This is a genomic window from Roseibium sp. LAB1 (assembly GCF_054658235.1).
Map to the genome: position 1 here is coordinate 1,089,306 of NZ_BAAGIB010000001.1, position 26,650 is coordinate 1,115,955.

At 55.6% G+C, this 26,650-nt stretch carries 24 protein-coding genes; 6 read left to right on the plus strand and 18 right to left on the minus strand.

Annotated features, from left to right (window positions below; genetic code table 11):
• Positions 1-75: 75 nt before the first annotated feature.
• From ACYQ54_RS05165 to ACYQ54_RS05175, 3 genes are all read right to left on the minus strand, one after another.
• Complete coding sequence (locus ACYQ54_RS05165) at positions 76-675, minus strand: lytic transglycosylase domain-containing protein (protein WP_460081685.1); 600 nt, start codon at positions 673-675, stop codon at positions 76-78.
• A gap of 413 nt (positions 676-1,088) precedes the next feature.
• Entirely contained in the window at positions 1,089-1,853 is a 765-nt protein-coding gene (locus ACYQ54_RS05170; RefSeq protein WP_460079968.1) for an N-acetylmuramoyl-L-alanine amidase, read from the minus strand.
• Positions 1,850-2,542 carry a TerB family tellurite resistance protein gene (locus ACYQ54_RS05175; protein ID WP_460079970.1) on the minus strand — a complete coding sequence of 231 codons (693 nt, stop codon included), beginning with the start codon at positions 2,540-2,542 and terminating at the stop codon, positions 1,850-1,852. Before ACYQ54_RS05175 ends, ACYQ54_RS05170 begins: the two co-directional genes overlap by 4 nt.
• A 364-nt stretch (positions 2,543-2,906) precedes the next feature.
• Between ACYQ54_RS05175 and ACYQ54_RS05180 the strand changes: the two genes are divergently transcribed.
• Positions 2,907-5,111 carry a putative bifunctional diguanylate cyclase/phosphodiesterase gene (locus ACYQ54_RS05180; RefSeq protein ID WP_460079972.1) on the plus strand — a complete coding sequence of 735 codons (2,205 nt, stop codon included), beginning with the start codon at positions 2,907-2,909 and terminating at the stop codon, positions 5,109-5,111.
• Positions 5,112-5,129: 18 nt separating this feature from the next.
• Here the strand turns inward: ACYQ54_RS05180 and arsH are convergent, their stop codons facing one another.
• The 7 genes from arsH to ACYQ54_RS05215 all read right to left on the minus strand — a co-directional run bounded on the left by arsH (position 5,130) and on the right by ACYQ54_RS05215 (position 10,294).
• Entirely contained in the window at positions 5,130-5,870 is a 741-nt protein-coding gene (gene arsH, locus ACYQ54_RS05185; protein ID WP_460079974.1) for an arsenical resistance protein ArsH, read from the minus strand.
• Positions 5,863-6,276 (minus strand): arsenate reductase (glutaredoxin), encoded by a 414-nt coding sequence (gene arsC, locus ACYQ54_RS05190; RefSeq protein ID WP_460079976.1) that lies wholly within the window; start codon positions 6,274-6,276, stop codon positions 5,863-5,865. Before arsC ends, arsH begins: the two co-directional genes overlap by 8 nt.
• Positions 6,277-6,292: 16 nt before the next feature.
• On the minus strand, positions 6,293-6,631 hold the full coding sequence (locus ACYQ54_RS05195; RefSeq protein WP_460079978.1) for an ArsR/SmtB family transcription factor: 339 nt from the start codon (positions 6,629-6,631) through the stop codon (positions 6,293-6,295).
• 68 nt (positions 6,632-6,699) lie between these two features.
• Positions 6,700-7,158, minus strand: a complete 459-nt coding sequence (locus tag ACYQ54_RS05200; protein ID WP_460081687.1) for a winged helix DNA-binding protein — start codon at positions 7,156-7,158, stop codon at positions 6,700-6,702.
• A gap of 204 nt (positions 7,159-7,362) precedes the next feature.
• Complete coding sequence (locus tag ACYQ54_RS05205) at positions 7,363-8,667, minus strand: TRAP transporter large permease (RefSeq protein WP_460079979.1); 1,305 nt, start codon at positions 8,665-8,667, stop codon at positions 7,363-7,365.
• On the minus strand, positions 8,667-9,224 hold the full coding sequence (locus ACYQ54_RS05210; protein ID WP_460079981.1) for a TRAP transporter small permease: 558 nt from the start codon (positions 9,222-9,224) through the stop codon (positions 8,667-8,669). Before ACYQ54_RS05210 ends, ACYQ54_RS05205 begins: the two co-directional genes overlap by 1 nt.
• A gap of 74 nt (positions 9,225-9,298) precedes the next feature.
• Positions 9,299-10,294: a TRAP transporter substrate-binding protein gene (locus ACYQ54_RS05215; RefSeq protein WP_460079983.1), complete on the minus strand. Its 996-nt coding sequence runs from the start codon at positions 10,292-10,294 to the stop codon at positions 9,299-9,301.
• 223 nt (positions 10,295-10,517) lie between these two features.
• Here ACYQ54_RS05215 and ACYQ54_RS05220 point away from each other — a divergent pair, with 223 nt between their 5' ends.
• Complete coding sequence (locus ACYQ54_RS05220; protein ID WP_460079984.1) at positions 10,518-11,969, plus strand: glycosyltransferase family 39 protein; 1,452 nt, start codon at positions 10,518-10,520, stop codon at positions 11,967-11,969.
• A 2-nt stretch (positions 11,970-11,971) separates the two neighbouring features.
• Here the strand turns inward: ACYQ54_RS05220 and ACYQ54_RS05225 are convergent, their stop codons facing one another.
• Positions 11,972-12,214, minus strand: a complete 243-nt coding sequence (locus ACYQ54_RS05225) for a hypothetical protein (protein ID WP_460079986.1) — start codon at positions 12,212-12,214, stop codon at positions 11,972-11,974.
• A 201-nt stretch (positions 12,215-12,415) separates the two neighbouring features.
• Between ACYQ54_RS05225 and ACYQ54_RS05230 the strand changes: the two genes are divergently transcribed.
• Together ACYQ54_RS05230 and ACYQ54_RS05235 are read left to right on the plus strand one after the other, a co-directional pair.
• Positions 12,416-16,000, plus strand: a complete 3,585-nt coding sequence (locus ACYQ54_RS05230; RefSeq protein ID WP_460079988.1) for a hydantoinase B/oxoprolinase family protein — start codon at positions 12,416-12,418, stop codon at positions 15,998-16,000.
• Positions 16,001-16,215: 215 nt separating this feature from the next.
• Positions 16,216-17,970, plus strand: a complete 1,755-nt coding sequence (locus ACYQ54_RS05235; protein ID WP_460079990.1) for a methyl-accepting chemotaxis protein — start codon at positions 16,216-16,218, stop codon at positions 17,968-17,970.
• Positions 17,971-18,212: 242 nt separating this feature from the next.
• Here the strand turns inward: ACYQ54_RS05235 and ACYQ54_RS05240 are convergent, their stop codons facing one another.
• Complete coding sequence (locus ACYQ54_RS05240; protein ID WP_460079992.1) at positions 18,213-18,869, minus strand: DUF1062 domain-containing protein; 657 nt, start codon at positions 18,867-18,869, stop codon at positions 18,213-18,215.
• A gap of 337 nt (positions 18,870-19,206) precedes the next feature.
• Positions 19,207-19,971, minus strand: a complete 765-nt coding sequence (locus ACYQ54_RS05245) for a HugZ family pyridoxamine 5'-phosphate oxidase (RefSeq protein WP_460079993.1) — start codon at positions 19,969-19,971, stop codon at positions 19,207-19,209.
• Positions 19,972-20,153: 182 nt separating this feature from the next.
• Between ACYQ54_RS05245 and ACYQ54_RS05250 the strand changes: the two genes are divergently transcribed.
• Positions 20,154-20,594 (plus strand): BA14K family protein, encoded by a 441-nt coding sequence (locus tag ACYQ54_RS05250; protein ID WP_460079995.1) that lies wholly within the window; start codon positions 20,154-20,156, stop codon positions 20,592-20,594.
• A gap of 203 nt (positions 20,595-20,797) precedes the next feature.
• On the opposite strand, the gene ACYQ54_RS05255 is transcribed toward ACYQ54_RS05250, so the two are convergent.
• Together ACYQ54_RS05255 and ACYQ54_RS05260 are read right to left on the minus strand one after the other, a co-directional pair.
• Positions 20,798-22,018, minus strand: coding sequence for an alanine racemase (locus ACYQ54_RS05255; protein WP_460079996.1), 1,221 nt, complete (start codon positions 22,016-22,018; stop codon positions 20,798-20,800).
• Between the two features lie 73 nt (positions 22,019-22,091).
• On the minus strand, positions 22,092-22,880 hold the full coding sequence (locus tag ACYQ54_RS05260; protein ID WP_460079999.1) for an extensin-like domain-containing protein: 789 nt from the start codon (positions 22,878-22,880) through the stop codon (positions 22,092-22,094).
• A gap of 98 nt (positions 22,881-22,978) precedes the next feature.
• Between ACYQ54_RS05260 and ACYQ54_RS05265 the strand changes: the two genes are divergently transcribed.
• Entirely contained in the window at positions 22,979-23,605 is a 627-nt protein-coding gene (locus ACYQ54_RS05265) for a LysE family translocator (RefSeq protein ID WP_460080000.1), read from the plus strand.
• A gap of 10 nt (positions 23,606-23,615) precedes the next feature.
• Here ACYQ54_RS05265 and ACYQ54_RS05270 read toward each other — a convergent pair whose 3' ends face one another.
• The 3 genes from ACYQ54_RS05270 to ACYQ54_RS05280 all read right to left on the minus strand — a co-directional run bounded on the left by ACYQ54_RS05270 (position 23,616) and on the right by ACYQ54_RS05280 (position 26,497).
• Positions 23,616-24,761, minus strand: coding sequence for a DUF2336 domain-containing protein (locus tag ACYQ54_RS05270; RefSeq protein ID WP_460080001.1), 1,146 nt, complete (start codon positions 24,759-24,761; stop codon positions 23,616-23,618).
• A 746-nt stretch (positions 24,762-25,507) separates the two neighbouring features.
• On the minus strand, positions 25,508-26,107 hold the full coding sequence (locus ACYQ54_RS05275) for an FMN-dependent NADH-azoreductase (RefSeq protein WP_460080003.1): 600 nt from the start codon (positions 26,105-26,107) through the stop codon (positions 25,508-25,510).
• A 135-nt stretch (positions 26,108-26,242) separates the two neighbouring features.
• Positions 26,243-26,497: a hypothetical protein gene (locus tag ACYQ54_RS05280; protein ID WP_460080005.1), complete on the minus strand. Its 255-nt coding sequence runs from the start codon at positions 26,495-26,497 to the stop codon at positions 26,243-26,245.
• Between the last annotated feature and the right edge of the window lie 153 nt (positions 26,498-26,650).

Below are 26,650 nucleotides of genomic sequence, written 5' to 3' on the forward strand. Positions count from 1 at the left end.
TCAGGCAATAAAAAACCCCGCCGGACCTTCCGGCGGGGTTTTCTTCTTGCCCACGTCTGACCGCCCTGCAGCCAATTACCTGGACGCCATGATCCGCTTCACTTTGGAGCAATAGCGCTTGCTGACCGGATTCATCCGCTTTGCGAAATGACCAGCGTTGTAACGCAGGATGGTGCCACAAACGTCACCACCCGCTTTCTTGTGTGCGCCGGCAAGGTATTTCATGCCCCATTCCAGATTGGTCTCCGGGTCATAGAGCGCCTTGGTCGACCCGCGGTAACCGATGCCCCGTGCGGTCGCCGGCTTGATCTGCATCAGCCCGACTTCGCCGGCACTGCCCCGTGCACGCGGATTGAAATTGCTTTCCACCTGGACCACTGCCTTGGCGATCTTCACCGGCACGCCGTGTTTGGCGGCAGCTTTGCGGATGAGTTTGGCGTATTTGTCGTTGCTGACGGTAGCGGTTCGCTTCGGCGAAACCTTGTGCGTCAGGCTTGCAGTTCTCGTCTTCTTGGCAGGTTTGTCCTGCGTGTCCTGCTTGCTCGATTCAATGATATGCAGGATCGGCTTCGAACCGGAGCCGACCGACGGCTTGCTTTCCGCAGCTTCGCTCTGCTTGTTCGGATCGATAATGTGCAGGATCGGTTCCGACCCGGACCCCGTGCTGCTTGCCATGGCAGCCGGTGCTGCAAGAGTGGTTGCATAGGCGAAAAGGCACAGCGCCCCAGTAAGTTTCTTGAATGACCGTAACATTCAGTCCAGCCCTTTTGGTTTTCGTTGCGTTGAAATCAGGGCGGAGGAATGCCGGAGCTATGGGACGAAAATGGGCGCTAATTCATCACGATTTATTACAATTTATTACTGAATATTACAGGAATTTAATGCCAACCTTAGTCATTTTCTGTAGTTTGTGGCCAAATTTAGCAAGCAATTCGGCAATCGATAGGCCCTCAGAAGAAATTCTGTGACCTCTTTTGGTTTTGATGCCTCAAAAATGCTGCGCTGCGGGAACCATTTTTGTTGACTGTGCGTTTTTTTGAGATGGTCTGAATTCGCACTTTCCCGAAAAGTGCCGCCGAGCTCCTCGTTCAAGTTGAAAGCGACGGCAGTTTCCTTAGCAAGGCGTGCAGTGTTTCGATGGTTGACTGATCGACAACACCGTCAACTTTCTCTGGCCGGAAATGACGTTGAAACGCGGAAACCGCATGCCGCGTCTTCAGGTCGAAGTCTCCTGTAATGTCCAGTTCATATCCATAGAGCGCGAGCATCGATTGCAGCGCTTCCACGGGTTGACCGCTGTCGCCTTCCTGCATCAGCAGACCTGCCCCGAGAGGAAACGGTTTCACATAAAGTCCGATCCCGGCTTCCGCCAGGCGGTCCCACGGGAACAGTTCACCCGGGTCTTCCTTCCTGGCCGGCGCGATGTCCGAATGCGCCAGAACCATCCAGGGATGGATGCCGTGGCGGGCACAGATGTCGCCAACGAGCGCAATCACGGCCTGAATCTGAGGCTCCGGGAATGGCTGATAGCCATGCTCATGCCCCGGATTGACGATCTCTACACCGATCGAGCGGGAATTGATGTCGGTCTCACCTTTCCAGAAACTTCGTCCAGCATGCCAGGCCCTGCGGGATTCCGGCACGCATTGCAGGATGCTGCCATCCTCATTCACGACGTAATGGGCGGAAACTTCAGAGCGGGGATCACACAGGCGCTGCAAGGCCGCTTCAGCGCTCGGCATGCCGGTATAGTGAAGAACGACCATGTCCACAGGGGCTCCTTGCGCCCGCTGTCCATGGTTGGGGGACGGATGGACCCTGGCCTTTACGCCGGTATCAGTCGCAACGCTCATATGCCTCTTTCTGCGCAGATCTTCGCCCAGGCATCGTTCAGGGCCGCAAGACGGTCATTCGCGATCCTGACAAACTCCTCCGGAACGCCTCTTGCGATCAGCCGGTCGGGATGCGTTTCCTGGACCTCGCGGCGGTAATGCGCCTTGAGCTCCACATCGCTTGCCTCTGGTCCCAATCCGAGCACCTCATAAGGATTGCCGTCGTTTCGCACATGTCTGGCGAGGATTCTGGAAAACTCCCGATCGTCGAATCCGAAAACCTCGGCCACCCGGGAAAGGTAGCCTATTTCACTTTCGTGGACGACGCCGTCAGCTTTGGCAATGTGAAAAAGCCCATCCAGAATATCGAGCAGCGTCTTGCGGTCATAAGGGAACAGATCCGCCAGTTTTTTGGCGTAGACTTCAAATCCGGCGATATCTTCCTGCGCCAGATTGAACAGACGGGCAACATTACGTTCTTCGTTAGGCGGCACATCGAAGAGTTCACGGAAAGCCAGAATTTCGTCAGTGGTCACCACGCCGTCTGCCTTGGCCATCTTCGCTGACAAGGCAATCATCGCGACCGTGAAGCCGACACTGTTGGTTCCCTCCGGGCGCGCAAGCACGAGCTGAACAAGGCGGTCGACGATCTGCGCGCCCCCCGTTCCGACCGAACTTACAATAGCTCCGAGGCTGCTCCAGACACTCACACTTCAGCTCCCGCTGGACCGGTGGGAAAAGGCAGGCAGGAAAGCTTGCCATGAACCGCATGAATCGATGCGTTGCAGACTCTTATCGGCCTGGGGTGGATTTGACCAGATCAACGGTTTCATGTCGGTGTCCCCTGGTGGACGGGACGAGATCCAGCCACGCTAATAACCGCAAGGTCGGCGGCACGCTTCGCGGACGTTTGCAGCACTAGCGGTAACACTGAAAAGCATGTGGGGAAGGCCGCGAGTTTGCCGTCATTCTCCGCAGAAATCCGCAGGTTTGAGCAACTTCAAGATTCATGATGACTAAAGGAATTCCGCTTAGCCTTGCGCGACCCGTGTTCGCAAGATGGTGCCTCGCCGGATGGCAAGCTCCCTGGTAAGAAGCAACATTGTCATTTTTTTCATCTCCATGTCGCTGGTGCTGACACTGGCGCTGAGTGTTTACGCTGGCAACCGTCTATTGACCCACTGGCTGGTCGTGCGGGGACTTGAACAGGCCTTCCTGCCACAGGAAGAAACTCTCGGCTCCATCCTGCGGTCCCTAGCGGGCAAAGTCGCACTCGAGCCGTCAGCCAACGTGTCCGCATTGCGACTGACCGCAGACGCCTCCCCTTCTTCGGATGTGACGGGCGACTTGCATGACGTCTTGAAACGCCTGTTCCAGCAGAGCACCAGTGCCTCAGGGGTTCTGGACGCTGCAGTGGTTTTTCCCGCGCGAACAGGGACGGGTGTTCAAGCGCTGCCCCCGCCGCAAATCCTCTGGCACCATGACGGACTGCTGCACGCGGGTGCTACTGTCTCTGTGGCAAAAGCAGCGCTGAACGACGAAAAACTGCTCATTGCGATTCCCGACATGTCCTGGGCGGGCACATTCGGCACGAATGCAGTGATCGCATACCGTCCGGAAGGTGCGGCTCCGGATTTTCCAGGGCTTTTGCTCCTGGTGACCCAGTCGGAGATACTGTCCAGCCTGACAGCCTTGACCTGGACGATCAGCGCAGCCGCTGGCGGTCTTTGCGTGGCGTCCTTCGTGTTTGCAGGCATTCTCCTGTGGATGCGCTTCTACGATCAGCTCAGGACCAGCCGCGACATTCAGTATCTGGCGCATCACGACACACTGACGGGTTTGCCCAACCGTGCCGTTTTCAACGCACGGCTGACCGAAGCACTGCGCCTTGCCCAGGCCAAGGCGTCCAACATTGGCGTCATGCTGATCGATGTCGACAGGTTCAAGGAAATCAACGACACCTACGGTCACGGCATAGGCGACGTCTTTCTTCAGATCGTCGGTGAGCGTCTCAACGCCGTCTTTGGCAACCATCTGGTGGCCCGCCTGTCGGGCGATGAATTCGCGGTCATGCTGACGTCCGTTTCCGACCCCGCCCGCATGACCCGGCTTGCCACAGACATGATTTCGGCAACCGAGGCCCCTTGCACGATCGACGGCAAGGATATCCGAATATCACTGTCCATTGGCCTCGCGAGAGCAACTGACGGCTCATGGAGAGCCTCCCGGATGCTTCATTGCGCTGATCTGGCTCTTTACCGGGCCAAACACAGCGGGCGGTCAACATTCTCGTGGTACACGCCAAGCCTCGACGCCGAGGCACAAAAACGCAAGGAAGTTGAGGAAGGCCTCCATAAGGCGCTCAAGTTCAACCAGTTCAAGCTCCTCTATCAGCCGCAATACGCGCTGAACGACGGCACACTGAAGGGCTATGAGGCCCTGATCCGCTGGGACCATCCCTCCAAGGGTATCATCCGGCCGGACGATTTCATTCCGATTGCGGAAGATACGGGCCTCATTGAGGAAATCGGAACCTGGGTCCTCAACCATGCCTGTCACGAGGCCGCGCTCTGGGAGGATCAGTCCCGCAAGGTCGCGGTCAATGTTTCCCCTGCCCAGTTCATTGCCGGCGAAACCCAGAAGCGTGTTGCCCAGGCGCTGCAGAACTCCCGCCTCGACCCGAAGCGGCTTGAAATCGAAATCACCGAGAGCCTGCTGATTTCCAATACTGACGCCGTTGTCGAGACCCTGCGCCAGATACGCGACATGGGCGTCTCGATCGCCATGGACGATTTTGGCACCGGCTATTCGTCCCTGAGCTATCTGAGCCTGTTTCCGTTCGACAAGATCAAGATCGACAAGGCCTTCATTCAGAACCTTGGCAAGGATGCAAGCACCGATGCCATCGTTACGTCCATTGTCGGTCTCGGCCGTTCATTGGACGTGACCATCACCGCCGAAGGCGTCGAAACCGAGGACCAGGCCATTCTGCTGAGCGCAGCCGGGTGCGATCTCGTTCAGGGCTTCTTGTTCGGCAGGCCTGATACGGTAGCAAAGCACGAAACCGCCTATCCGGTGTTCCCCCACAGCCCGGCCGGCCGGCGCTGGTTCCCCCGGGCACACCAGCAGCCGAACACAGCCTCGGCCTCACCCCGCATTCGTCTCGCCCCAAAACTTGCCCAGAGTGTGAGGCCCGCTGCCCCGCCCCCTGTGACCGACGGGCACAGCGAAATTCCGACGCCGCAGATTGAGAAGGCCCCGTCGCAGCCTGCCGGCTAAATCCGCGATAACCGGTTTTCAGAGGCTTACCCCGGCTGCCGCATCCTGAGCGGCCGACTGCTGTTCCCGGTCTGCCTTGCGTTCGGAATAGCGATCGACAAGATAGTCCGACCGACCACGAACCAGCAGCGTGAACTTGATGAGTTCTTCCATGACATCGACCACCCGGTCGTAGAGAGCCGATGGTTTCATCCGGCCGTCTTCATCAAATTCCTGATAGGCCCTGGGCACCGATGACTGATTGGGAATGGTCACCATCCGCATCCAGCGTCCAAGGACACGCATCTGATTGACCGCATTGAAAGACTGAGAACCTCCCGACACCTGCATCAAGGCCAGCGTCTTGCCCTGTGTCGGCCGGATGGCGCCGAAACTGAGCGGTATCCAGTCGATCTGAGACTTGAGAACGCCGGTCATTGCCCCATGGCGCTCCGGTGAACACCAGACCTGCCCTTCGGACCAGGCACACAGCTCCCTGAGTTCGACAACCTTGGGATGATCGGAACCACTGTCGTCCGGCAGCGGCAACCCCGACGGGTCGAATATCCGGGTCTCCGCCCCATAGGCCCGCAGCAGCCGTTGCGCTTCCAGCACAAGAAAACGACTGTAGGACCGCTCGCGCAGCGAACCATAGAGCAGCATTATCCGAGGTGGATGGGAAGGCCTGTGCAGGCCCAGCAACCTGTCCCGATCGATCTGACGAAGGTCCTCCACGGTCACGTTCTTCAAGTCGTCGCCCGCAAATTCCACCTCAGGCATCGGGTGCTCCGGACGAGACCACCTCACCGTCCTCTTTCGTGAAGGAACCGATATCCTGTGGCAACAGGTCCAGCACCTTCTCGGACGGACGGCACAGGCGGACGCCTTTTTCCGACACCACGATCGGCCGGTTGATCAGGATCGGGTGCTCCATCATGAAATCGATCAGTTGGTCGTCCGTCCACTTGTCTTCACCCAGGCCCAGTTCGTCGTAGGGCGTTCCCTTCTGGCGGAGGATGTCGCGTACCGGGAGGCCTGTGCGTGCAATCAGCTCGACAAGCTCTTTCCGGCTCGGTGGCGTCTTCAGATATTCGATGATTTGAGGCTCAACACCCGACTTGCGGATCATTTCCAGCGTGTTGCGGGACGTGCCGCATTTCGGGTTGTGATAAATCGTCATGCTCATGTGAGGTGTCGTCCTGTCAAAGTCCCTTAGGATTCTTCAATTCGATTGCCGGAAAACAGCAGATGGCAGGATCGTTGCCGCAGCAGTCTTCCATCAAAAAGCCCAGGAGATCTCGCATGCGGTCATAATCGACTGCATAGAGAATATGCCTCCCGTCCCGGCGCGTGGTCAGCAGCCCGGCCCGTTCAAGTGTCGTCAGATGAAACGACATCCTGGTTGGCTGTATATCAAGCCGCTCGGCAACCGTGCCGGACGGAAGCCCATCCAGCCCTGCCGTCATCAGCAAACGGAAAGCGGCAAGGCGATCTTCCTGTGCCAAGGCGCCCAAGGCGGAGACTGCGTCCTGATCCTTCATAGTTCGATATTACAAGAAATTTTGGAATATTCAACAAATGAACAATCAGGACACGACAGCGGCCGACATCACATGGCAGCAGCGGCGCGCGCAGCCTGGTCGTAGTTTCCTGAAACCAGTCGCAAAGTCGCAGCAAGCTTGGAAAGTTCGCCTTCATCAAGGCCCAGCGCCTTCATCGGCTTGACCAGAAGAGCCTCACGCAAACGCCGGTATTCAAGGCAGGCCGTTTCACCGGACTTGGTAATTTCGGCTGTTTTTTCCTTGCCCCGACGACCGGACGAGATCAGCCCTGCCTTTTCAAGCTTCTTGAGCGCATAGGTGACCGTGTGCGTGTCCTCGATGTTCAGCACAAGGCAAATGTCAGACAGTGTTTTGGCTCGGCCACGGTGATTGACCGAATGAAGCACAAGCACATCCAGAGGCCCAAGACCATGTGACCCGCTGGCCGCCATACAGCGGACCATCCATCGGTGATAGGCATTGACCATCATGGTCACCGCAAATTCGATCTCCGACAAGGCAGGCATTGCCCCGGAGGCCAGATGCGCAGCCGAGACAACAGGCCCGATGGGGGCATCGCTTCTGGAGTCGGGATTATCCGTCACATCTGATCTCCGGCACAGTTTGTTGTTTCGGCAGGCCTCCAGCCGAAACCGGTTGGAGGCCCGTTTGCTTGTCGGTTCAAAAGTATTCGTGCGTCCGAACCCGGTTTGTTGAGAGGCGGGAATGCACTAGTTGCTCAACATCGTCTGCGGCAACCAAAGAGCCAAGCCCGGAAAGGCCACAATCAAGACGATTGCCAGGATCATCAACAGGAAGAACGGCAAGGCCATGCGCGCAACCTTGAAGATATTGTATCCGGTCATGCCCTGCAGCACGAACAGGTTGAAGCCGACGGGCGGTGTGATCTGGCTCATTTCGACGACCAGCACCAGATAAATGCCGAACCAGACAAGATCCAGCCCCGCCTGTTCTACCATCGGTAGAATCACTGACGTCGTCAGAACCACCACCGAAATGCCATCCAGGAAACAGCCGAGCACTACAAAAAACAGCGTCAGGGCGATCAACAAGGCATAGGGCGACAGGTTCAACGAACCGATCCAGGCCGCCAGCTCACGCGGAATACCGGTGTAGCCCATGGCAACTGTCAGGAACGCCGCACCTGCCAGAATGAACGCAATCATGCAGGACGTTCGCGTCGCCCCCATCAGGGCTTCTGCGAAGCTCTTGCGGCTCAGCGTTCCGCTCATCCAGGACAGAAGCAGAGACAGCATCACGCCGATGGCCGCGGCCTCCGTCGGCGATGCAAGGCCGGCGTATATGGAACCGATCACACCGACGATCAGACCGATGACCGGAAACAGCCTGCGTGTTGCAAGAAGTCGTTCGACGAACGGAATGACATCTTCCTTCGCGGGCATCTTTTCCCGATTCAGCATTGCCCAGATCACCACGTACCCCATGAACAGGATGCACAGCATTGCTCCAGGCAGTACACCGGCCATGAACAGCCGGGCGATCGACTGTTCGGTCGCGGCGCCGTAGACGATCAGGATGATGGAAGGCGGGATGAGCAAACCCAGCGTGCCGGACCCCGCCAACGTGCCGATGGCCATGCGCTCGTCATAGCCGCGCTGCTTCAACTCCGGCAGAGACATGCGCCCGATTGTGGCGGTCGTTGCGGCAGAAGAGCCCGAGACGGCGGCAAAGATACCGCATCCGAGAATGTTCACATGCAACAGCCGGCCCGGCAGATTGCGCATCCAGGGAGAAAGACCCGCGAACATGTCCTCTGACAAGCGGGAGCGGAACAGAATCTCGCCCATCCAGATGAACATGGGCAATGCCGTCAGGTCCCAGGAATTCGAGGCACCCCAGACAGTCGTCGCGAGAACGGGACCGGCGGGAGCGGAGACTAGAGCCATCATGGCCGCCAGTGCGACCGCGAACAGAGCAACGGCCACCCAGATACCGGTCGCAAGCGCTGCGAGCATTCCAAGGCCGAGAATAAAGGCAATCAGGGAGAGATCCATCATTCTTTCCCTTCGATCGGATCGGCTTTGACGACCGCTTCAAAACTGGGCGCCTTGCCAGTGAGCGCCATGATGAGGTCGTCGAGCAACGCGACTGAGAAGACCAAAAGGCCAAAGGTCATTACTGACTGAGGAAAGACCAGGGGGATCGGGATGACACCGTAGGAAGTCTCATTGAATTTGTAACTGTCGAGAGCAAGCAGCCCCGCGTTCCAGGTGAAGAACGCTGCCAGAGCCAGGGCAACGGCCACCGCCCAGACATTCAGGATGCGTGCTCCGCCTTTGGGTACGCTTTGGAGCAAGATCGCCACCCTGATGTGGTCACCGTTTCGCAGCGTGCCGGACAGGGCAAGAAAAGACGCCCCCACCAGCAGGAAGCCTGCGATTTCGGCAAGTGACGGTACTTGAAGTCCAAGTGGATCGAGGCCAAAGACCGTTCGAGCCCAGTCGAAAATACGTCCGAAAACCTGAAGTACCACGAGACTGGCAATGACAACGAGACAACACGCAGCCATGGCCGTTGACGCCTGATAAAGCGTATTCAAAGCCTTTCGCATCGGCTTCCCCTACCGGATGTGCAGCTGATATTAAAAAAACGCCGGGCTGATTTGGCCCGGCGCTTTTTAGCTGTTTAGTTTTTATAGGCTTCGAGAACAGTCTGGCCGCTATCTCCGGCTTCCTGCTGCCATTCGGCGGCCATCGTCTCGCCGATTGCGGCAAGATCCTCGATCAACTGGCTGCTCGGCTGAACGACGGTGATGCCGTTGTCGATCAAAACCTGGGTCTGCGTCTTGGTTTCCACCTTGGAAGCTTCCCAGCCGCGTTTTTCAGCGACGTCTGCTGCTTCCAGCACGGCAGCTTTTTCTTCGTCGCTCAGGGCATCGAAAGCGCCCTTGTTGACGAAAACCATGTTCTTGGGCAACCAGGCCTGGGTATCATGGTAGTGGCTCAGGAAATCCCACGCCTTGGAATTCGCACCGGTGGACGGCGACGTGATCATCGCTTCTACACGACCGGTGGAAAAGGCAGTCGGAATATCAGGCACTTCAACCTGCGTCGGCACCGCACCAGCCAATTGGGCCAGACGTTCGGTGGCAGTATTGTAGGCTCGGAACTTCAGCCCCTTGAGGTCGTCACCCTTGGTGATTTCCTTTTTGGCATAAATACCCTGAGGCGGCCACGGCACAGCGTAAAGAAGCTGCAGCCCCTGTTCACCGAGCTTTTCTTCCAGTGCGGGCTTGGACGCCTGATAAAGCTTCCAGGCCTTGTCGTAGGACGGGGCGAGGAACGGTACGGAATCCACTCCGAAGACGGCATCTTCGTTGGAAAGGCGGGAAACAAGAACTTCACCGATCGGAGCAAGGCCCTTGCGTACTGCGTTCTTGATTTCCGGATGCTTGAACAGCGATCCGGCGGAATGGATCTGGATGACAAGAGAGCCATCTGTCTTTTCCTTCACTTCTTCAGCGAAGGCGGCAATGTTCTGAGTGTGAAAGTTACTGTCGCCATATGGCGTCGGCATGTCCCACTTGGTTTCAGCGGAAACGGCAGTGAAGCCTGCCAGGCTGAACGCGGCAGCAGCGGCCAGATGGAATCCGGCGCGGGTCAGGAAACGAGATTGCAGCATGATTTTCTCCTCTAGGAAGCGGGGGTCGCCCGTCGGGATGCTGCTCGAGGTGCATTCTTCGAACACCTTGGGGAGAGCATCTTCTGAAACACTAGCCTCAAAAGATGGCGACATCAACAATTTATCGATAAATTGTGATTATACATATCAAGAACGATGCGTTCTTCCCTCCGCCGGCCGGATTAGGTAGCGTTTGGACCAGTCAATTTGGAATTCTGAATACGTGCCAAACATCAATGAACGCTTCCAGACCGGCAATCGCGCGGAACAGCTGATTTTGGCGCTTATTCTGGCCGTAGCAGCAGTCCTTCGCATTCAAAACCTGGACAGGACCAGCCTTTGGTACGATGAAGCCGTCAGCTGGAGCCAATCAAAGGGCACAATAACGGAGCTGTTGACAGCCGTTGCCGCCGACAATTACCCGCCACTGCATAATATTTTGCTCTGGCTGACGATGCCCTTGGCAGGTGACAGTGAAACAGCATTGCGCTTGCCATCCGTGCTGTTGGGCGTTCTTGCCGTCTGGCTAATCTTTCTGACTGGCAAGACGCTGGCCGGAAACACCGCGGGACTGCTTGCAGCCGCTCTCCTGACCATCTCTCCGTTCCACATCTGGTATTCGACAGAAGCCCGCATGTATGCCCTGCTGGCAACATGCGGGCTCGCCTTTCTGCTCCTGGTTCTGAAAAACCTTGAAAGGCCATCGGCCTGGCGGCTGGTGGCGCTTGGAGTGGCTGGAGCCCTGTTCCTCCACAGTCACATCTACGCCCTTCTGGGCTTCGCATCCGTTGGTGTGGTCTGCGGCATCCTGGCATTGACCGGCATTTTGAAATCCGGCCGCATCAGTCTCACCAATGCGGTTCTTGTCTGCCTTGCAATGGCAGCGAGCGCGCTTGCCTTTTTACCTTGGTTGATCATCCTGGCGATGCGAGCAAGGTCGGTGGCCGAAGAAGGCTTCTGGATTGCTTATCCTGATCCGACGTTTCTCATCAACATCGCCTTCAGTATGGCCGGATCGCTGCCTTTGTTCTGGGTGCTGGCAGGTTTGGCTGTCGCCAGTCTCCTGACCATCGTTCACCTGCCAGGCAGGTACTTCGGCAAACCGCAAAGTGCGGATGCAATCCTCGTTTGCTTTGCCTACACCGTTGGTCCTCCGCTTTTGGCCTACCTCTATTCCATAAGTGTGCAACCGATCCTTTTTGATCGATACCTGATCGCGGCATGGCCAGGGCTTCTCCTGCTCGCCTCGGTAACAGCCCAGCGCCTGGCGCCACAGGTTGCACCGATCGCATTGTTTGCTGCCGCGATATGGTTGAGTTTCACCGAATTGAAATTCACGCTGCTGGAGAGAATACGCCCCGAATGGCGCCTGATCGCACGGGACTATCTGGAACAGAAAGCCGATGGCGATCATCTATTGCTGTTCAAGGGATTTGCCGCACCGGCCCTGTCTTATTACCTGCGCGACCCCAACACCTTCACGCCAGTTGATACAATTGCCGAAATAAACAAGGGCACCGATGATGCCCGATGGCTATTGATCGTCCACACAAGCAGTGAGGAACTAAGCAAAGCGCAAGAAGCCTTTGCCCCGCGGGAAGGCACTCCGGCAGCCAGGCGCTTTGGCTGGGGAGCCAGTGGCCTGACACTTTTGGAGCGAGGCCCTGTCGAATAATCTCACTCGCCTGGATGCAAGTCGCAAAACAACCAGAAATAGACAGCAACAGCCGCAAGTACCCCTGCACCAATTGCAACTTCCAGCAAAAGCCCAAGCAGGGAAACGCCGAGAAGCAGGGCGACAAGCAGGAAGATGCCAACGAACCAGAGGTCTGCTGTCAGTATACTGATTGTGAAGTCGACAGCCTCCGCCAGACGCAGCAGAAACGGATCCCGTTCTTCTGATTTATCGTTTTCCGACATCTCCAGCTTTCAGTTTTCCCTTTTACCACAAGGTCATATGGGAGTACCGCAGGCGATAAAAAGATCAAATAACAACCCATTCAGATTTTTTCATCGACATTTTATCGATAAAATGTCAGCATAAAGTTACTTGCTATCAAAACGCTAATTGTCGGCACGGAATCAGACGTTCCTTAAGCCGGCAGCATCAGAGGGAAGATCATGACAGCCAAGTGGGATTTCTGGATCGACCGTGGCGGCACCTTTACCGACATCGTCGGCCGTTCGCCGGACGGCACACTGCATCCGCACAAGGTGCTCTCCGAAAATCCGGAAGCCTATCGCGATGCCGCCATTCAAGGCATCCGGGAATTGCTTGGTGTGGAAAAAGGCGCGGCAATTCCTTCGGACAAGATTGCAACCGTCAAGATGGGTACGACCGTCGCCACCAACGCTCTTCTGGAACGCAAGGGTGAGCGGACCGCTCTGTTCATCACCAAGGGTTTTCGCGATGCCCTGGAAATCGGTTACCAGGCACGGCCGCATATCTTTGCCAAGGAAATCATCAAGCCGGAGCTGCTCTACGAGAGTGTCCACGAAATTTCCGAGCGCGTGCGCGCCGACGGGGAACTGGAGCTCGCGCTGGATGAGGGACAGGCCCGCAACGAAATGCAGGCGGCATGGGATGACGGCATTCGCTCCATCGCCATCGTGTTGATGCATGCCTATGCCTATCCTGCGCATGAACAGCTTTTGAAGAAGATCGCCGAAGATATCGGCTTTCCGCAGATCTCCGTGTCTCACGAAGTATCACCGCTGATGAAGCTGGTAGGGCGCGGCGACACCACAGTGGTTGACGCCTATCTATCGCCGATCTTGCGGCGATATGTGAACCAGGTTCAGGAAGAACTGGGCGAAGGCCCGAGGCTGATGTTCATGCAGTCTTCCGGCGGCCTCACCGCGGCAGACCTGTTTCAGGGTAAGGACGCGATCCTGTCCGGCCCTGCCGGCGGTGTGGTGGGGGCTGTCGAAACTTCCCGAATGGCAGGATTCGACAGGATCATTGGCTTCGACATGGGCGGCACGTCGACCGACGTCTGCCACTATGATGGCGACTACGAAAGGGCATTCGAGACGGAAGTAGCGGGTGTGCGCATGCGTGCGCCGATGATGATGATCCACACGGTTGCTGCCGGTGGCGGATCCATCCTTCATTATGCCGATGGCCGCTTTCAGGTTGGTCCGGATTCAGCAGGCGCCAATCCGGGTCCAGCCTGTTATCGCCGCGGCGGGCCGCTCACCGTCACCGATGCGAACCTGATGACCGGCAAACTGGCGCCCGAATTCTTTCCGAAAATCTTCGGCCCCGACCAGGATCAGCCGCTCGACGGCGAAGTTGTTCGCAAACGCTTCACCGATCTGGCCATGCGTATTGGTGACGGCCGTTCACCGGAAGAAGTCGCCGACGGCTTCTTGAAGATTGCCGTTGAGAACATGGCCAATGCCATAAAGAAGATTTCGGTCCAGCGCGGCTATGACGTCACCGAATATGCACTCACCTGTTTTGGTGGCGCAGGCGGTCAGACCGGCTGCAGGGTTGCAGACAGTCTCGGCATGAAGACCGTCATCCTGCATCCGTTTTCAGGCATCCTCTCGGCCTATGGCATGGGGCTTGCTGACATACGCGCCGACCGGCAGCAGGCTGTCGTCAAGACACTGACAGACGATCTGATCCCGGAACTCCAGGCGCTGCGCGATCAGCTCGCAAGCCAGACGGAAGCGGAACTCGACAGGCAGTCGATCTCTGCCGATGCCCGCCGCACGAGCGCAACTGCGCATCTTCGCTACGACGGCACGGATACTCCACTTCCGGTGCCGCTGGGATCCGTCGCCCAAATGCGCGCAGCCTTCGAGGATGCGCACAAGAAACAGTTCGGATTTGCCTACGAGAAAAAGCCGGTTGTTGTGGAGGCTCTGGAAGTCGAAACCGCCGGTGGTGGCGCTGGTCTCACCGAGCCGGACCTCACCCTGGACACAGGCTCTCCCAACCCGGCCACTTCCACCAGCGTCTACTCCGAGGGTACCTGGCACAAGGCCGGCATCTTCAAACGCGAGGCACTCAAACCGGGCATGAAGGTGACCGGCCCCGCGGTTATCATCGAACCGCATGCGACGATCGCCGTTGAAGATGGCTGGCAGGCAGAAATCAATTCAAAGGATCATGTGATCCTGAAACGTATTGTGCCATTGAAACGAGCCGAAGCAATCGGCACGCATGCAGATCCTGTTATGCTTGAAGTGTTCAACAATCTGTTCATGTCGATTGCGGAACAGATGGGCGTCACCCTTCAGAACACGGCTTATTCGGTCAACATCAAGGAACGTCTTGACTTCTCCTGCGCGGTGTTCGACGCAAATGGCGCTCTGGTTGCCAATGCACCACACATGCCGGTGCATCTGGGCTCGATGGACCGTTCGGTCGAAACGGTCATCAAGCTCAACAAGGGCAAGATCAAGCCGGGCGACGTATTCGCGCTCAACGCACCGTATAACGGCGGTACACACCTGCCGGATATTACAGTGGTGTCGCCTGTCTTCGATGACGACGGCAAGGAGATCCTGTTCTGGTCGGCGTCCCGCGGCCACCATGCCGATGTCGGCGGTTCCGCTCCAGGCTCCATGACGCCGCGCGCCACCAACGTGGACGAGGAAGGTGTACTTTTCGACAATTTCAAGATCGTCGATAAAGGCCGTTTCTGCGAGCAGGAACTGGTCGAACTCCTGACCAACCACCCCTACCCCGCCCGCAACCCGCACCAGAATGTCGCCGACTTGTCCGCACAGATCGCTGCCAACGAAAAAGGCATCCAGGAACTGCGGAAAATGGTGGCCCATTTCGGACTGGATGTCGTCCAGGCATATATGGGACACGTTCAGGACAATGCGGAGGAAAGTGTTCGCCGCGTGATCGAAGCACTGAAGGATTCCGAATACGAGTATCCGACAGACCAGGGCTCCGTGATCAAGGTCAAGATCACGGTCGACAAGTCTAAACGCGAGGCGACGGTAGACTTCACCGGCACATCCGGGGTAAAGCCCAACAACTTCAATGCGCCCGAACCGGTGACACGCGCGGCAATCCTCTACTGCTTCCGCGTGATGGTAGATGGCGACATTCCGATGAACGCCGGCTGCCTGAAGCCGATCAACATCATCATCCCGGACGACTGCATGTTGCGTCCCTCTTATCCGGCAGCTGTTGTGGCGGGCAACGTGGAAACGTCGCAGCACGTCACCAACGCAGTTTTTGCCGCCCTTGGTGCCATGGCCAACGCTCAGGGAACGATGAACAACCTGACGTTCGGCAACGACACCTATCAGTACTATGAGACCATCTGTTCCGGATCTCCGGCAGGGCCCGGGTTCAATGGCACGGACGGTGTCCACACCCATATGACCAACTCGCGCCTCACCGATCCTGAAGTCCTGGAGTTCCGTTTTCCGGTTCTCCTGGAGGATTTCCATATCCGCAAGGGCTCCGGCGGCAAGGGCAAATGGTCGGCGGGGGACGGCACCAGGCGGACCCTGCGGTTCCTGGAAAAAATGGACTGTGCCATCCTGGCATCCCATCGCACTGTTTCACCGAAAGGACTGGACGGAGGTCACGACGGTGAGCTTGGCCGTACCGAAGTTCGAAGGCTTGACGGAACGGTCCAACAGCTGGAAGGTTGTGATCAGACCGTGCTTGAAGCCGGCGAGGCAGTCACCGTTATCACACCGACAGCCGGTGGCTGGGGCAAGGCTTAAACCGCAGTTTTAGCTAACAGAGCAAAAAGGAACGGTCGCCTGCTGAGGCGACCGTTTTTTCTTTGAGAATTAAACATCGACACTTCTACCTATACGAGAATTATTCTTTCCGCCAGGTAGAAAGTTTACCGTTTTTTCAATCTGAATCCGCCTAAACTTATCCGGCTTCAACTCAGGCGCTGACCATTGCGTCGAGGAAATCGGGTTTTAGAGAGATGTTTGCATCAAATCCTATTGCAACTTCGGTTGCGGCGAAGATACTCGCACTAGTTGCCTTTCTTAGTCTCGGTTTGATTGTCGTGGCAACAGTTGCCATCACCCAGATGGGATTGATCGGCAAGGAACTACAGAACATCGCTGAGAAGGATATTCCGCTCACACAAGCGATCAGTCAGGTGGCCAGCAATCAACTGCAACAGGCAGCAGTTATTGAGCGCATCATGCGTATTTCCGGCCTGACATCTGATGAGGACGCAGCGTCGACTGCTGCCTTGAAATCAACTTTGGCAATATTGAACGAACAGGTTTCCAGCGAGATCCTGAAAGCCGAAGCTCTCGCCGTTTCAGCATTGAACAAGTCTTCTACCGACGCGCAACGGGACGAATTCTCCAAAACGCTCGAGCAATTGAAACGCATTGAAAGCGAGTATGAAATATACTCGGCTGAAATAGCTGCCATCTTGCAGAAAATCGAACAGAACGATCTGTCGGATGCGAGCAAATTGGTCATGGAGTTGGAAAAGGAACAGAACCGCCTGGACCATGAATTGGTAACGCTCCTTGCCGAGATAGAGAGCTTTACACAAGCGGCTGCAAAATCCGCAGAAAACCACGAGAATCAAGCCTTTCAGCAGATCGCGATCACCGCGGCGCTGACTTTGGTTTTGTGCCTGGTTGGCTCGGTGCTTTTTGCCAGATTTCTGATTTCCCGTCCTTTGCATCAGGTCTCAACAGGCCTTCTGGAGTTGGCGAGAGGCAACACGGAAGTCGAAGTCAATGTGCGAACAAGAGACGAAATTGGGCAGGTGGCAAGCGCGTTTGAGACCTTTCGGGAAAACACCATAGAGATGAAGCGCCTGCAGGATCAGGCTCGCGAAGAGGAGATGCAGGCAGAAGCAGATCGTCGGGACACAAGATTGCGGTTGGCGGACGAGCTTGAAAGGCTTCTGATGACCAGCTGCGACACAGCCGTTTCCACCCTGAGCGAACTTGCATTCGGTGCCGACGAATTGGCGCGCAACAGTCATGAGACCATTGAAAGGTCCAACACGGTTGCCGCGGCAGCCGAACAGGCCACAGCATCGGTGCAATCGGTTGCATCCGCGTCGGAAGAACTGGCGAGTTCGATTCATGAAATCAGCCGTCAGATAACGCTTGCAAATTCCTCCACTTCACGAACATCCGAACAGGCAGAAATCTCTGGTGAAACGGTAGGGCAGTTGTCAACGTCCGCAGAAGAGATAACGGATGTCCTCAAGCTGATCAGCGACATCGCCGCTCAAACAAACTTGCTGGCCTTGAACGCAACAATCGAGGCGGCAAGAGCTGGCGAGGCTGGCAAAGGGTTTGCGGTTGTGGCATCTGAGGTCAAGGCACTTGCCACTCAAACCGGACAGGCAACTGATCAGATCGGCTCCCAGTTGAGTGGGGTACAGACTGGAGCCGCCACCTGTTCTGGTGCAATCACCACCGTGGTTAAAGCCATGATGGAAATTCGGGAACAGATTTCAGGAATTGCATCTGCAATCGAGGAACAGAACGCAGTGACTTCTGAGATAGCCAAGAATGCGCATCAGGTCGCTCAAGGCAGTGCCGACATTACGGTCAATATTTCCGAAGTGAACGAGGCTGCCCGAACTTCCGGTGACAGGGTTCAAGAAGTTGTAGGCGGCATCCAAAACATTTCTTCACAGATCACGACTATTCGGGATGGGTTAAGCGATTTTCTTGGGCATCTTCGCGCCGCCTGAGACCACTCTGCCTCTCTTCCGGCGTGTCGTAACTGCCTGCCGTGTAGGAAATTACCTCCGGTTCAGCTCGTTCTCGCGTCTCATCGAGACGCTGGCTGCACCCTCGCGATGCGAATGGGCGCCGCCAGGTCGAATACCCCCCCCACACGACGGCTCCACCCGGCAATGGGCTAAACACACTTAAAATTCGGGAGAGAGCTCGACTACCCATCGCCCCTCTCTCGAATTCATGCCTGTGAAATCTACATTGTGCCTGAGGTTGGTTCAGGTCTTGAGCAGATTCCCGTGTCGATCAGACGGTCGAAAAGGTTCACTGTTTCCATCCCGGGATGACGATGCAGTTCAACGATGACCTGTTCGGGAACCTGCTTCTTTAAAGCCTTCGCGAAACTCGATTGTATCTTCAAGGCCCTGTGTTCAACCAATTGAAACACGTGATTGCGCGACAGACCCAACCCCTTCGCAAGAACCCTATCGAGTCGCACGTCCACCTGGTTGGGGTTTAAAAGTCTCAGCATCGCCATGTCAGCATCAGAATACACGCCTGATACCAAGCGGTGGTTCAGGCTGAAACCCTTGGCTGCCTCGCCTCCGGTAACCCCGGAGAGATCGCAGGCAAATGCGTTCGCCAAAGCGGCATCGTTCCGCTGCAATGACTCCAGCTCTACTGGTGACAGGCTACCGACTGCTCGACGTTCGAAAAAAGCTCGGTTCCATCTGCTTCCGCAATCGTCGCATCGATAAACTAGCCACGCATCGAGTTGGCTTCCGTTGGCGTTCAGCCGAAATTTGCCGGTCGAACCAAAAAGTCTCACAATTCCGCATCGTTGGCAGGGGCGCTCGATTTTTGGGGGCCCTGAACGGGCAACAATCCATTCTACGGTCAATAAAGACGACATTCTGCAGGTCTTCCTCGGTCGGGAAGTCCGTCACAGGCAGTCGGGACGGCCGGATAGCGTCAGCTAACGGCATACAGTCTGGCTGGGAATAATCTGGTTGGGTGCAATGAACCGGAACAGGATCAGATGCGCATGGCCAAGCCACACCGGTCCCGATCCGCCGCCAGGACGAACAAGTTCATGACGCATTCATCTGAATGCAAGGCGGGATCGATGACCGGTCAGAGTGTTGGCAAAACAAACGCCCAGATTGAAAAAGACAAAATTCGATAGCGCTCGCATCAATAACAGGCAAGTTCAACCTGACGGCTTGACCCAAATGCCGGCTGAATTGCCGTCAGGTGTTGCGCGCTTGCAAAGCCAAGGCCACCAATGCTGGGCGAAGTTCTGAAGGTTCTTCCAATCGCTCCGCAAACCAGAGCCGTTGAACCCTGTCGCCCGCCACAAGATCAATGCCCTCCGGATCCAGGCAGCCAATCCGCCAGTTTGCGTCACCAGCGTTCAATAAATTCTGCGCATAAAGCTTCACGGCATCCCGATGATCAGAGTTCATGTGAGCAACTGCGCCTTCCTCCATTGAAGACCAGTCTTCCAGGGATCTGACAGGCGTTTGCAAGTCCTGCTTCTCGAGTTCGAAGGCCTTGCCAAACCCGCCATTAAGGCTTGCTCGCGAGATACTTAGTCTGAAAAAAGAAAAATCGCCGAAATCGACATAAAGCTCCGCCTTGGGATGCCGTGACAGGTACCTCTTGCGCAGCCGCCCATGTTCGGCACTTTCCTTTGAAATCTTGGTCGCCGAACATAAAAGAGAAATTCTCGGATGAGCGAGTGGATCACCTTTCCCTGGTTCACCCAGCAACAGAGAACAGGATGGATCCGCTAGTATTGCAGTGGTGTGCCCGGACAACGAACTGGTCAGGATGACGGGCGTGCCGTCCAAATCAGTCGCAACTGCGACGCGGCTGGCAAATGGGTGTCTTGTTTCGGCTTCGAGCACCGCAAGGGCTCCGAATCTAGCTGTTCTTATCAGCTCCTTGGCCAATTGCCTGGCTTGATCGTCGGTTGGCCGGATCACTGATTTCGGTTCTTTTTCCAGGCTCACGGCCCCTCCAGATTCTCTTTTCTGCCATCACGGACAAGTGTTGTTCCATGCCGTTTGCCTTCTCCCGAAACCTGAACGTCAGATGAACAGACATCTCAGAACTGGTTCAGGGCGTCCATGCGATTGTCTCATCATCAGATACGGCGCCAAACGGAAACAGCGCCTGCCTTTGGAGAAAACCGATGAAGACCATGAGCAAACGTCTTGTTGCCGCCGCCCTTACAGGCGCTCTTCTTTTGCCGACCTTCGCAGCCGCTGAAGCCGGTTCGCGCCACGGCTGGCGTGACAACCGCGGTGGCCACCACCATAGCCATAGACACAATAACCGAAATCATAATCGACATAAGAACAATGACAATCTGGGTGCGGCCGTCGCAGCAGGTGTCATCGGTCTGGCCGCAGGTGCAATCCTGCTTGGCGCAACCAGTCAACCAAGCTACGCAGGCCCACCGCCGGTGAACCACTATCCGCCGGCTCCTTATCCGGGCCGAGTCAACGCGGCTGTCGGCTATCAGCCCTGGAGCCCTGCCTGGTACCAATACTGCTCTTCGAAATACCGGTCGTTCAATCCATCGACTGGCACCTACACTACCTACCAGGGTGAGCAGCGTTTCTGCCAATAAGCTTGCAACCACCCGGTCATGCGCATGAACTTGCGGCAGCAAGCCACAGATCGGCCCAACCGGTCCCCCGCTTGTTGCCGCTTTTGTTTTGGGAAACAGGATCGCAGTCAACGGTATGGCAATTCGGTTGCACCCGTTGGAGCACTGAAGTGGCCTTCATGACCAGAAGAAAGTGTCCGAGCCAAAATTTTCTTCCGGGTTGCTCAGTCCGCCATGGTTTCGATTGAAGCAAATCCCTCCGGTGCGGCACCTGAATCAAACGGCGTGTCGACTTCAATCACCTTGTCCGGATAAAACCCATTGAACCTGGTACGCAGCGACAGACTGTAAGCGCCGATATGACCTATCTCGATCCAGTCGCCGGTATCGACTGTCTCCGGCAGCCAGAATGGTCGGGAAAGAATATCAACACTGTCACAGGTTGCCCCGCAGACCTTGAAGGGAACGATCTTATCCGGCTGTCCGGCACGTGTCTTGCGCGCGGGATCAGGAATAAAACGGGCCGGTAGCGTGATTTTACCCGTCCAGCTGTCCGACAGGGACGCCCAGATGCCGTCGTTGATGTAAAGGCGACGCCCCTTTTTCAGCAGCACCCGAACAATAAGCGAGATTGACCGGGCTACAATCACACGCCCAGGCTCGGCGACTAGGGGAAGGTCATCGAACTGCCAATCGGCAATATCCGCCTTCAGTTGCCCCATCAGTTCCACAAGTGTAGGCATCTCGGGGACCTTGCGACGGGGATCGTGTCCGTACACGGCAGGAAATCCGCCTCCGACATCAAGTTCCACGATCGGAACTCCGGCACGAGACCTTATCCAGTCGGCGGAAGCCAGAGCCCGTTCGTAGGTCTCCGGGTCTTCGATCTGGCTTCCAACATGAAAACAAAGTCCGCATTTGAACCCAATGCGGTCAATCCGCTGCAACAGTTCAACAGCGTGCCCAGGAGCGGCGCCAAACTTTTTCGACAATTCGTACGCTGCATGCCCTTTGGTGGCGATGCGAACGAAAAGGGTAATGGTCCCGGGATCGATATCGAGAGCTCGTACGATGCGCAGGATCTTCGCCACCTCGTCCTCATGGTCGAGCGACAAGGTCCGGATACCGTAGGTTTCCAAAGCCAATCGTATGTCAGACTGAGCCTTGATGGGGTGCATGTAGAGCATTTCAGCTTTTGGCGCGGCTTTTTTTACCGAGGCAAATTCTGCGGGCGAGGCCACGTCGAAGCAACTGATGCCAGCCTTTGCGAGTGCTTCAAGAACGAATGGCTCTCCATTTGTCTTTACCGCATAAGCCGTTTTGCCGGGAAAGAGGGACTGGAATTGCTGGGCATCATGCCTCAACACCTCCGGCCGGAAACAATAGACCGGTTGATCGGGACGAAGATCCAGAGCGGCGTCAACAGCAGTTTTGTAGCGTTCCATCAGTCGTTCCGGCGTTAGAAGTCAAGGGTTAGAAAGGAACAAGCTTGGGGCTGATTTGCAAGTCGGGATTAGGTTATTGGCAGATTATGTAAGTGCAGCTTTTGCCATGGCACCCGATATCGAGATGGAAATGAGACTTGTGGTTGGGGTCAGCATCGGGTCCGAGTACGGTCGTAAACCGTTGACAGGCAGCCTTGTGAATGGCGGACAAAAAGCTGCCTTTCTCGGTATTGCTCGCCCAATCCCTTTCAACTGAAATCTCCGTTCCGTCGCTCAGTCGAAACACCGTGATATCAATTGCTTTGCCAAGCGCATGTTCCGACAGTTTGCCATCTGGCTGATTGTTCCGTCGGCGGCACTGATAACCAGGCCCCGTCAGAAACACGGACACTGGTTTTCCAAATTGCTTCTGTGCAGCTGGCAAGACATCTTCAACAAGCCATGCAGTGAGAGTTTTTGCAAAACCACATGACAATGTGGCGCTCACAGGAAAAGACACCTCGATATTCTCTGTGCGTAATCCGGATAGATTTATCGGCACAGCAATGCCGCAGTCTTCATCGCCCTGGTCTCCTCTCAAAGGAGTAACCTGCTCAAATACGGCACCGCGAATGTCGCAGGATGCCGGCGTAGGGACTTCGGCAAAAAGCGACTTTCCGTCCCCCTCACCGAAGTCCGGCAAAGGAAAACTGGAATCAGGAGCTGGTTTGGTTCGCGGCACATCGACCCCGGCAATAAAATGCGACTGACCGAGGTCCTGAAGCGGCTTGTCTAGTGGCGACGGAGGATTTGCAAAAGCTTGGACTGGCAACACACATCCCAATGCAAGAACCGCGCAAACCGACACGACGCCTATGTACATTCCCTGCTCCACACATCGCCCTCTGCCAACGACCGTCATGATTGAACAACGCTGGTCATCCGTCTATGGTTGCAAGTAGCAAAAAGGGATGGTTCCGGATGACGCTAGAACTCTTTTCCGCCTATGTGGTTGCCACATTGATTGTCCTTGCCATACCGGGGCCTACCATCATGCTTGTGGTCAGCTATGCTCTGACCCAAGGCCGAAAATCCGCGCTGGCAAGCGTTTTGGGGGTCGGTTTAGGTGACGCGACGGCTGCAACTGCTTCCCTGATGGGCCTGGGTGCTATCCTTGCGGCATCAGCGACGGCGTTCACCGTACTCAAGTGGGTAGGGGCGATCTATCTGGTCTGGCTTGGAATAAAAATGTGGAGAAGCCGGGCAACTGCGCTTGGGCCCCATCAAGTTGCCGATGTCCCGGCCCGGAAAATTTTCTGGCATGCCTATGTGGTTACCGCGCTCAATCCCAAGGGCATCGTTTTTTTCATGGCATTCCTGCCTCACTTCATTGCGCCAAAAGCTCCCGTAGTTCCACAACTCGCACTTCTGGGAACGACATTCGTTGTTTTGGGAATTTTGAATGCAGCTGTTTATGCACTCGCAGCAGCGGCTCTTGGCCAAAAACTGAGAAATCCGTCGCTTCTGATGCTGATCAACAAGGTAGGCGGCGCATTCTTGATCTCTGCCGCTGCCATGACGGCGACTTTGCAGAGGTCTTCTAATTAAGCGTAAGCGTTCAGCGACTTGAAGCGAAAGGAATATTTTTCTTCGACCGCACCGCTTCGACTTCGGTTTTTTCTTCTTCGGTTTTGAGGCCGAAGTTCGCTCCGGATTGTTTCAAGGTTTCCAGCGACCTGCGTGCGCCCTCTTCGCTCAAGGCCGAATAGCGCTGGATCGCAGCGTTCAGCTCCAATCCGCCAATTCGCAACCGACGAGCCCGCATCGTCAGAACGTCCTTGTAGGCCTCAGCCGTGACACCGTTCGCCTTGCAAAGGATGATCAAAGGCTTGTCGCTTGCGCTAAACAACAGCTGAGATACGGCGCCAGGCGGCAGGTTGCTGACCTTGGCAAGTAAAATCCCAAGTTCCGCTGTTCGGTCTGATCTTGCGAACAAAGTCACCGCTTCATCGATTTTTGTCTTTTTGCTGACTACGTCCCGGATCAACGCATTGGATTGCTCGCGAGCCTCTTCGAGCTTGTGAGCACGAGCTGCCACTTCTGTAGCTGCCCGCTCAGCCAGAAGCTGAACAAGTGTACTGTCGGCGCCGAGCGCACTCACCCTTTCTTTCAACTCTTCAGTCAAGAAAGGTAGCAACGCTTGAGCAGCCTCCTCCGGCAAATCCGTACGGTTGATCAATGCCGCCTGGATTGCTTCACTCGACCGGGCTTTCTCCACCAACTTCAGGAACGATGCATCAGCAAACGCTGCCCCGTGGTTTTCGGCGACTTTGCTTAAGACCGATGTGTCACCTCGGTCAACCAGAACACTGGTAACCGCTTTGTCGACTGTCTGACGTCCAGCAATCGCGCCAAGGTGTTCCATGGAGGCAGAGGATGCGATGGCAACAAGATCATCTGATGTGAGTGCTGGCGAGTTTTCCAGAACCGGTCCTGCAACAGGAAACGCGTCCTGAGCCAGCTTCACCATCAATTCGCGTGGAGCATCCTTTTCCTTGCAAACACGTTTGGAGAGAATGATCCGGGTTTCCTCTTCCAGCTGTCCGAGAACCTTCAGAACGATGTCGCCAAAAAGCAGGCTGATCTGCTCGTCACGCTCGTCACCAGAATTTACAAACAGGTCCGTTAGCATACTGACCAGGCTTTTTCGGCCTCCAGAACTTGTGTCCCTTGCCAGGTCTGCAAGCTTTGCAAGATTGATCATCGACACTCCGGCGCGCCAGTCGCGTAAGTTGAAACCCTATCAGCTGGCTCTTAACATTAAGCTACCGCCGATACCGACAACAACAGACCGGCAATTGAGCAGGTTAATGGCCGAGTCAGAGTCAAACATCGCTCGTCTCCACTGCTGACCACCTATCTGAGCGGTTTGTGGCCAAATTAATTCCGTATTCTTCGCGATCGGCAGTGAACGTTTCCAATCAAGGCTTTACTTAACGCTTCCTCAACACCCACAACCCAGGAATGCAGAGCTTCGCTGCGATGCAGCAACTTTTTTGCTTCGCTTCGGCATTATGCTGACTTAGTATCGCCTAGTCAGTCAGAGGTAATCGGGAGCGGACATATGACCCTTGTACGGAACCTGAACATGATTGCCTTTCTAGCAGCCTTTGCGTTTTTGGCTGCAATTGTAGTTGGTGTAATCTGAACCAAACGGCAAGAAACCAAAGAAAACGAGCTGCGCCGGGCAGGCAACAAGACAATTCAACGGTAATAAAATATAGCCTAACGCAACCGGCTGCACCAGAAGGTGCAGCCGCAGAATGCGTTCGGGCGATTCTCGAAACAACAATCGCCCTCAATCTCAGGACAGGTAACATGGACGTTCCAGTCCTTGCTTAAAGCCGTTTTCGCAACCCCAGAAGCACAACCAACGATTTTATTCACTTCAAGCCAAGTTGCAGTCTGCAAGACGGATTGATGATATAGTCACGTCAACCATCTTCCTTCTCAAGCGGCCAGTTCCAAAGTCCGAGCAAGCGCAACTTCTCGATTTTTAGGTTCCATCATCAACTGGTCAGCGGCCACAATCGTGACGTCAGTAATACCGATGAAACCAAGAACGTGTTTCAGATAATTTCCGGCAAAATCGATCTCTGACCCTACCTTCGTTCCACCAGAAGCGATGATAACATATGCTTTTTTCCCCTGAAGCAGGCCAACAGGGCCATCTTCCGTGTATTGGAACGTCTCTCTTGCTCGCGCAACCAGGTCGATCCAGGCCTTTAGTGCCGCCGGCACTGCAAAGTTGTACACTGGCGTTCCGATAACAATAGTATCGGCAGACTTCAGCTCACCGACAAGAGTGTCTGACAAAGCAAGCTTCATTCGCTGCGCGGCATTTCGCTCGGCAGGATCGGTAAAAGTCGCTCCGATCCACTCTTCATCGAGAAAAGGCAAACCGTGCGAAACATCACGATCAATAACTTTGGCTTCAGGTGATTTTTCCAACAACCGCGTCACGAGCGATTGTCCCAACTCACGCGTCACAGAACCTGTGTCACGTGCAGAAGCATTGATTTGCAATATTGTCTTAGGCAGCATGGACATTGCGCTCTCCAGATTATCAGAACCGGCATTGACTTCTTCCGTTCATGATTAGGAGATAATAGCCACCGCAAGACACAACTAGCTTCATTTTGATGAACAGTGCGTCAAGTCGTCTGTGATCGCTTAAAATAAATGTCACGGCCCCCACCTGATCCCTGAAACAAGTTTGTAGAGCCCTCCAAGTGCCAAGGCCGCAACGACTGTGTTGATCACCTTCCCCTTGATGCTGGACGTTCCTTTGCGCAAATCACGTAAAAAATGCATGTCTTTTTGAGCCTCAAGAGCGTTTTCAATGTCGACACCCAAGGCCTGCAACACCTCATGTGCAGCTTCGCGTCCCCCCTCTTTCCCGCCTTCTCGCGCGATTTCCCGCAACTGATCTTCGTTCACTGCTCGCCCCCTGCGTATCCTATTTTAATTTCGTCGTACCACCGGCCGCACCGCATCACGCGGGCATTGGCGCGGCCGAGCGCCTGGTCTGTCCGAAGCAAGGCCACGTCCAGCGGCTCCCCGATCCGAACGCCGGACGCTTCTTTCCGCCGG

Coding starts and splice junctions, on each gene's coding strand:
- ACYQ54_RS05230 (WP_460079988.1), top strand. CDS start 12,416: ATGACAGCCAAGTGGGATTTCTGGATCGACCGTGGCGGCACCTTTACC.
- ACYQ54_RS05235 (WP_460079990.1), top strand. CDS start 16,216: ATGTTTGCATCAAATCCTATTGCAACTTCGGTTGCGGCGAAGATACTC.
- ACYQ54_RS05265 (WP_460080000.1), top strand. CDS start 22,979: ATGACGCTAGAACTCTTTTCCGCCTATGTGGTTGCCACATTGATTGTC.
- ACYQ54_RS05225 (WP_460079986.1), bottom strand. CDS start 12,214: ATGTCGGAAAACGATAAATCAGAAGAACGGGATCCGTTTCTGCTGCGT.
- arsH (WP_460079974.1), bottom strand. CDS start 5,870: ATGCCTGAGGTGGAATTTGCGGGCGACGACTTGAAGAACGTGACCGTG.
- ACYQ54_RS05195 (WP_460079978.1), bottom strand. CDS start 6,631: ATGAAGGATCAGGACGCAGTCTCCGCCTTGGGCGCCTTGGCACAGGAA.
- ACYQ54_RS05260 (WP_460079999.1), bottom strand. CDS start 22,880: ATGTACATAGGCGTCGTGTCGGTTTGCGCGGTTCTTGCATTGGGATGT.
- ACYQ54_RS05250 (WP_460079995.1), top strand. CDS start 20,154: ATGAAGACCATGAGCAAACGTCTTGTTGCCGCCGCCCTTACAGGCGCT.
- ACYQ54_RS05240 (WP_460079992.1), bottom strand. CDS start 18,869: ATGTCGTCTTTATTGACCGTAGAATGGATTGTTGCCCGTTCAGGGCCC.
- ACYQ54_RS05210 (WP_460079981.1), bottom strand. CDS start 9,224: ATGCGAAAGGCTTTGAATACGCTTTATCAGGCGTCAACGGCCATGGCT.
- arsC (WP_460079976.1), bottom strand. CDS start 6,276: ATGAGCATGACGATTTATCACAACCCGAAATGCGGCACGTCCCGCAAC.
- ACYQ54_RS05275 (WP_460080003.1), bottom strand. CDS start 26,107: ATGTCCATGCTGCCTAAGACAATATTGCAAATCAATGCTTCTGCACGT.
- ACYQ54_RS05255 (WP_460079996.1), bottom strand. CDS start 22,018: ATGGAACGCTACAAAACTGCTGTTGACGCCGCTCTGGATCTTCGTCCC.
- ACYQ54_RS05165 (WP_460081685.1), bottom strand. CDS start 675: ATGGCAAGCAGCACGGGGTCCGGGTCGGAACCGATCCTGCACATTATC.
- ACYQ54_RS05180 (WP_460079972.1), top strand. CDS start 2,907: ATGGCAAGCTCCCTGGTAAGAAGCAACATTGTCATTTTTTTCATCTCC.
- ACYQ54_RS05270 (WP_460080001.1), bottom strand. CDS start 24,761: ATGATCAATCTTGCAAAGCTTGCAGACCTGGCAAGGGACACAAGTTCT.
- ACYQ54_RS05205 (WP_460079979.1), bottom strand. CDS start 8,667: ATGGATCTCTCCCTGATTGCCTTTATTCTCGGCCTTGGAATGCTCGCA.
- ACYQ54_RS05170 (WP_460079968.1), bottom strand. CDS start 1,853: ATGAGCGTTGCGACTGATACCGGCGTAAAGGCCAGGGTCCATCCGTCC.
- ACYQ54_RS05200 (WP_460081687.1), bottom strand. CDS start 7,158: ATGCCTGCCTTGTCGGAGATCGAATTTGCGGTGACCATGATGGTCAAT.
- ACYQ54_RS05215 (WP_460079983.1), bottom strand. CDS start 10,294: ATGCTGCAATCTCGTTTCCTGACCCGCGCCGGATTCCATCTGGCCGCT.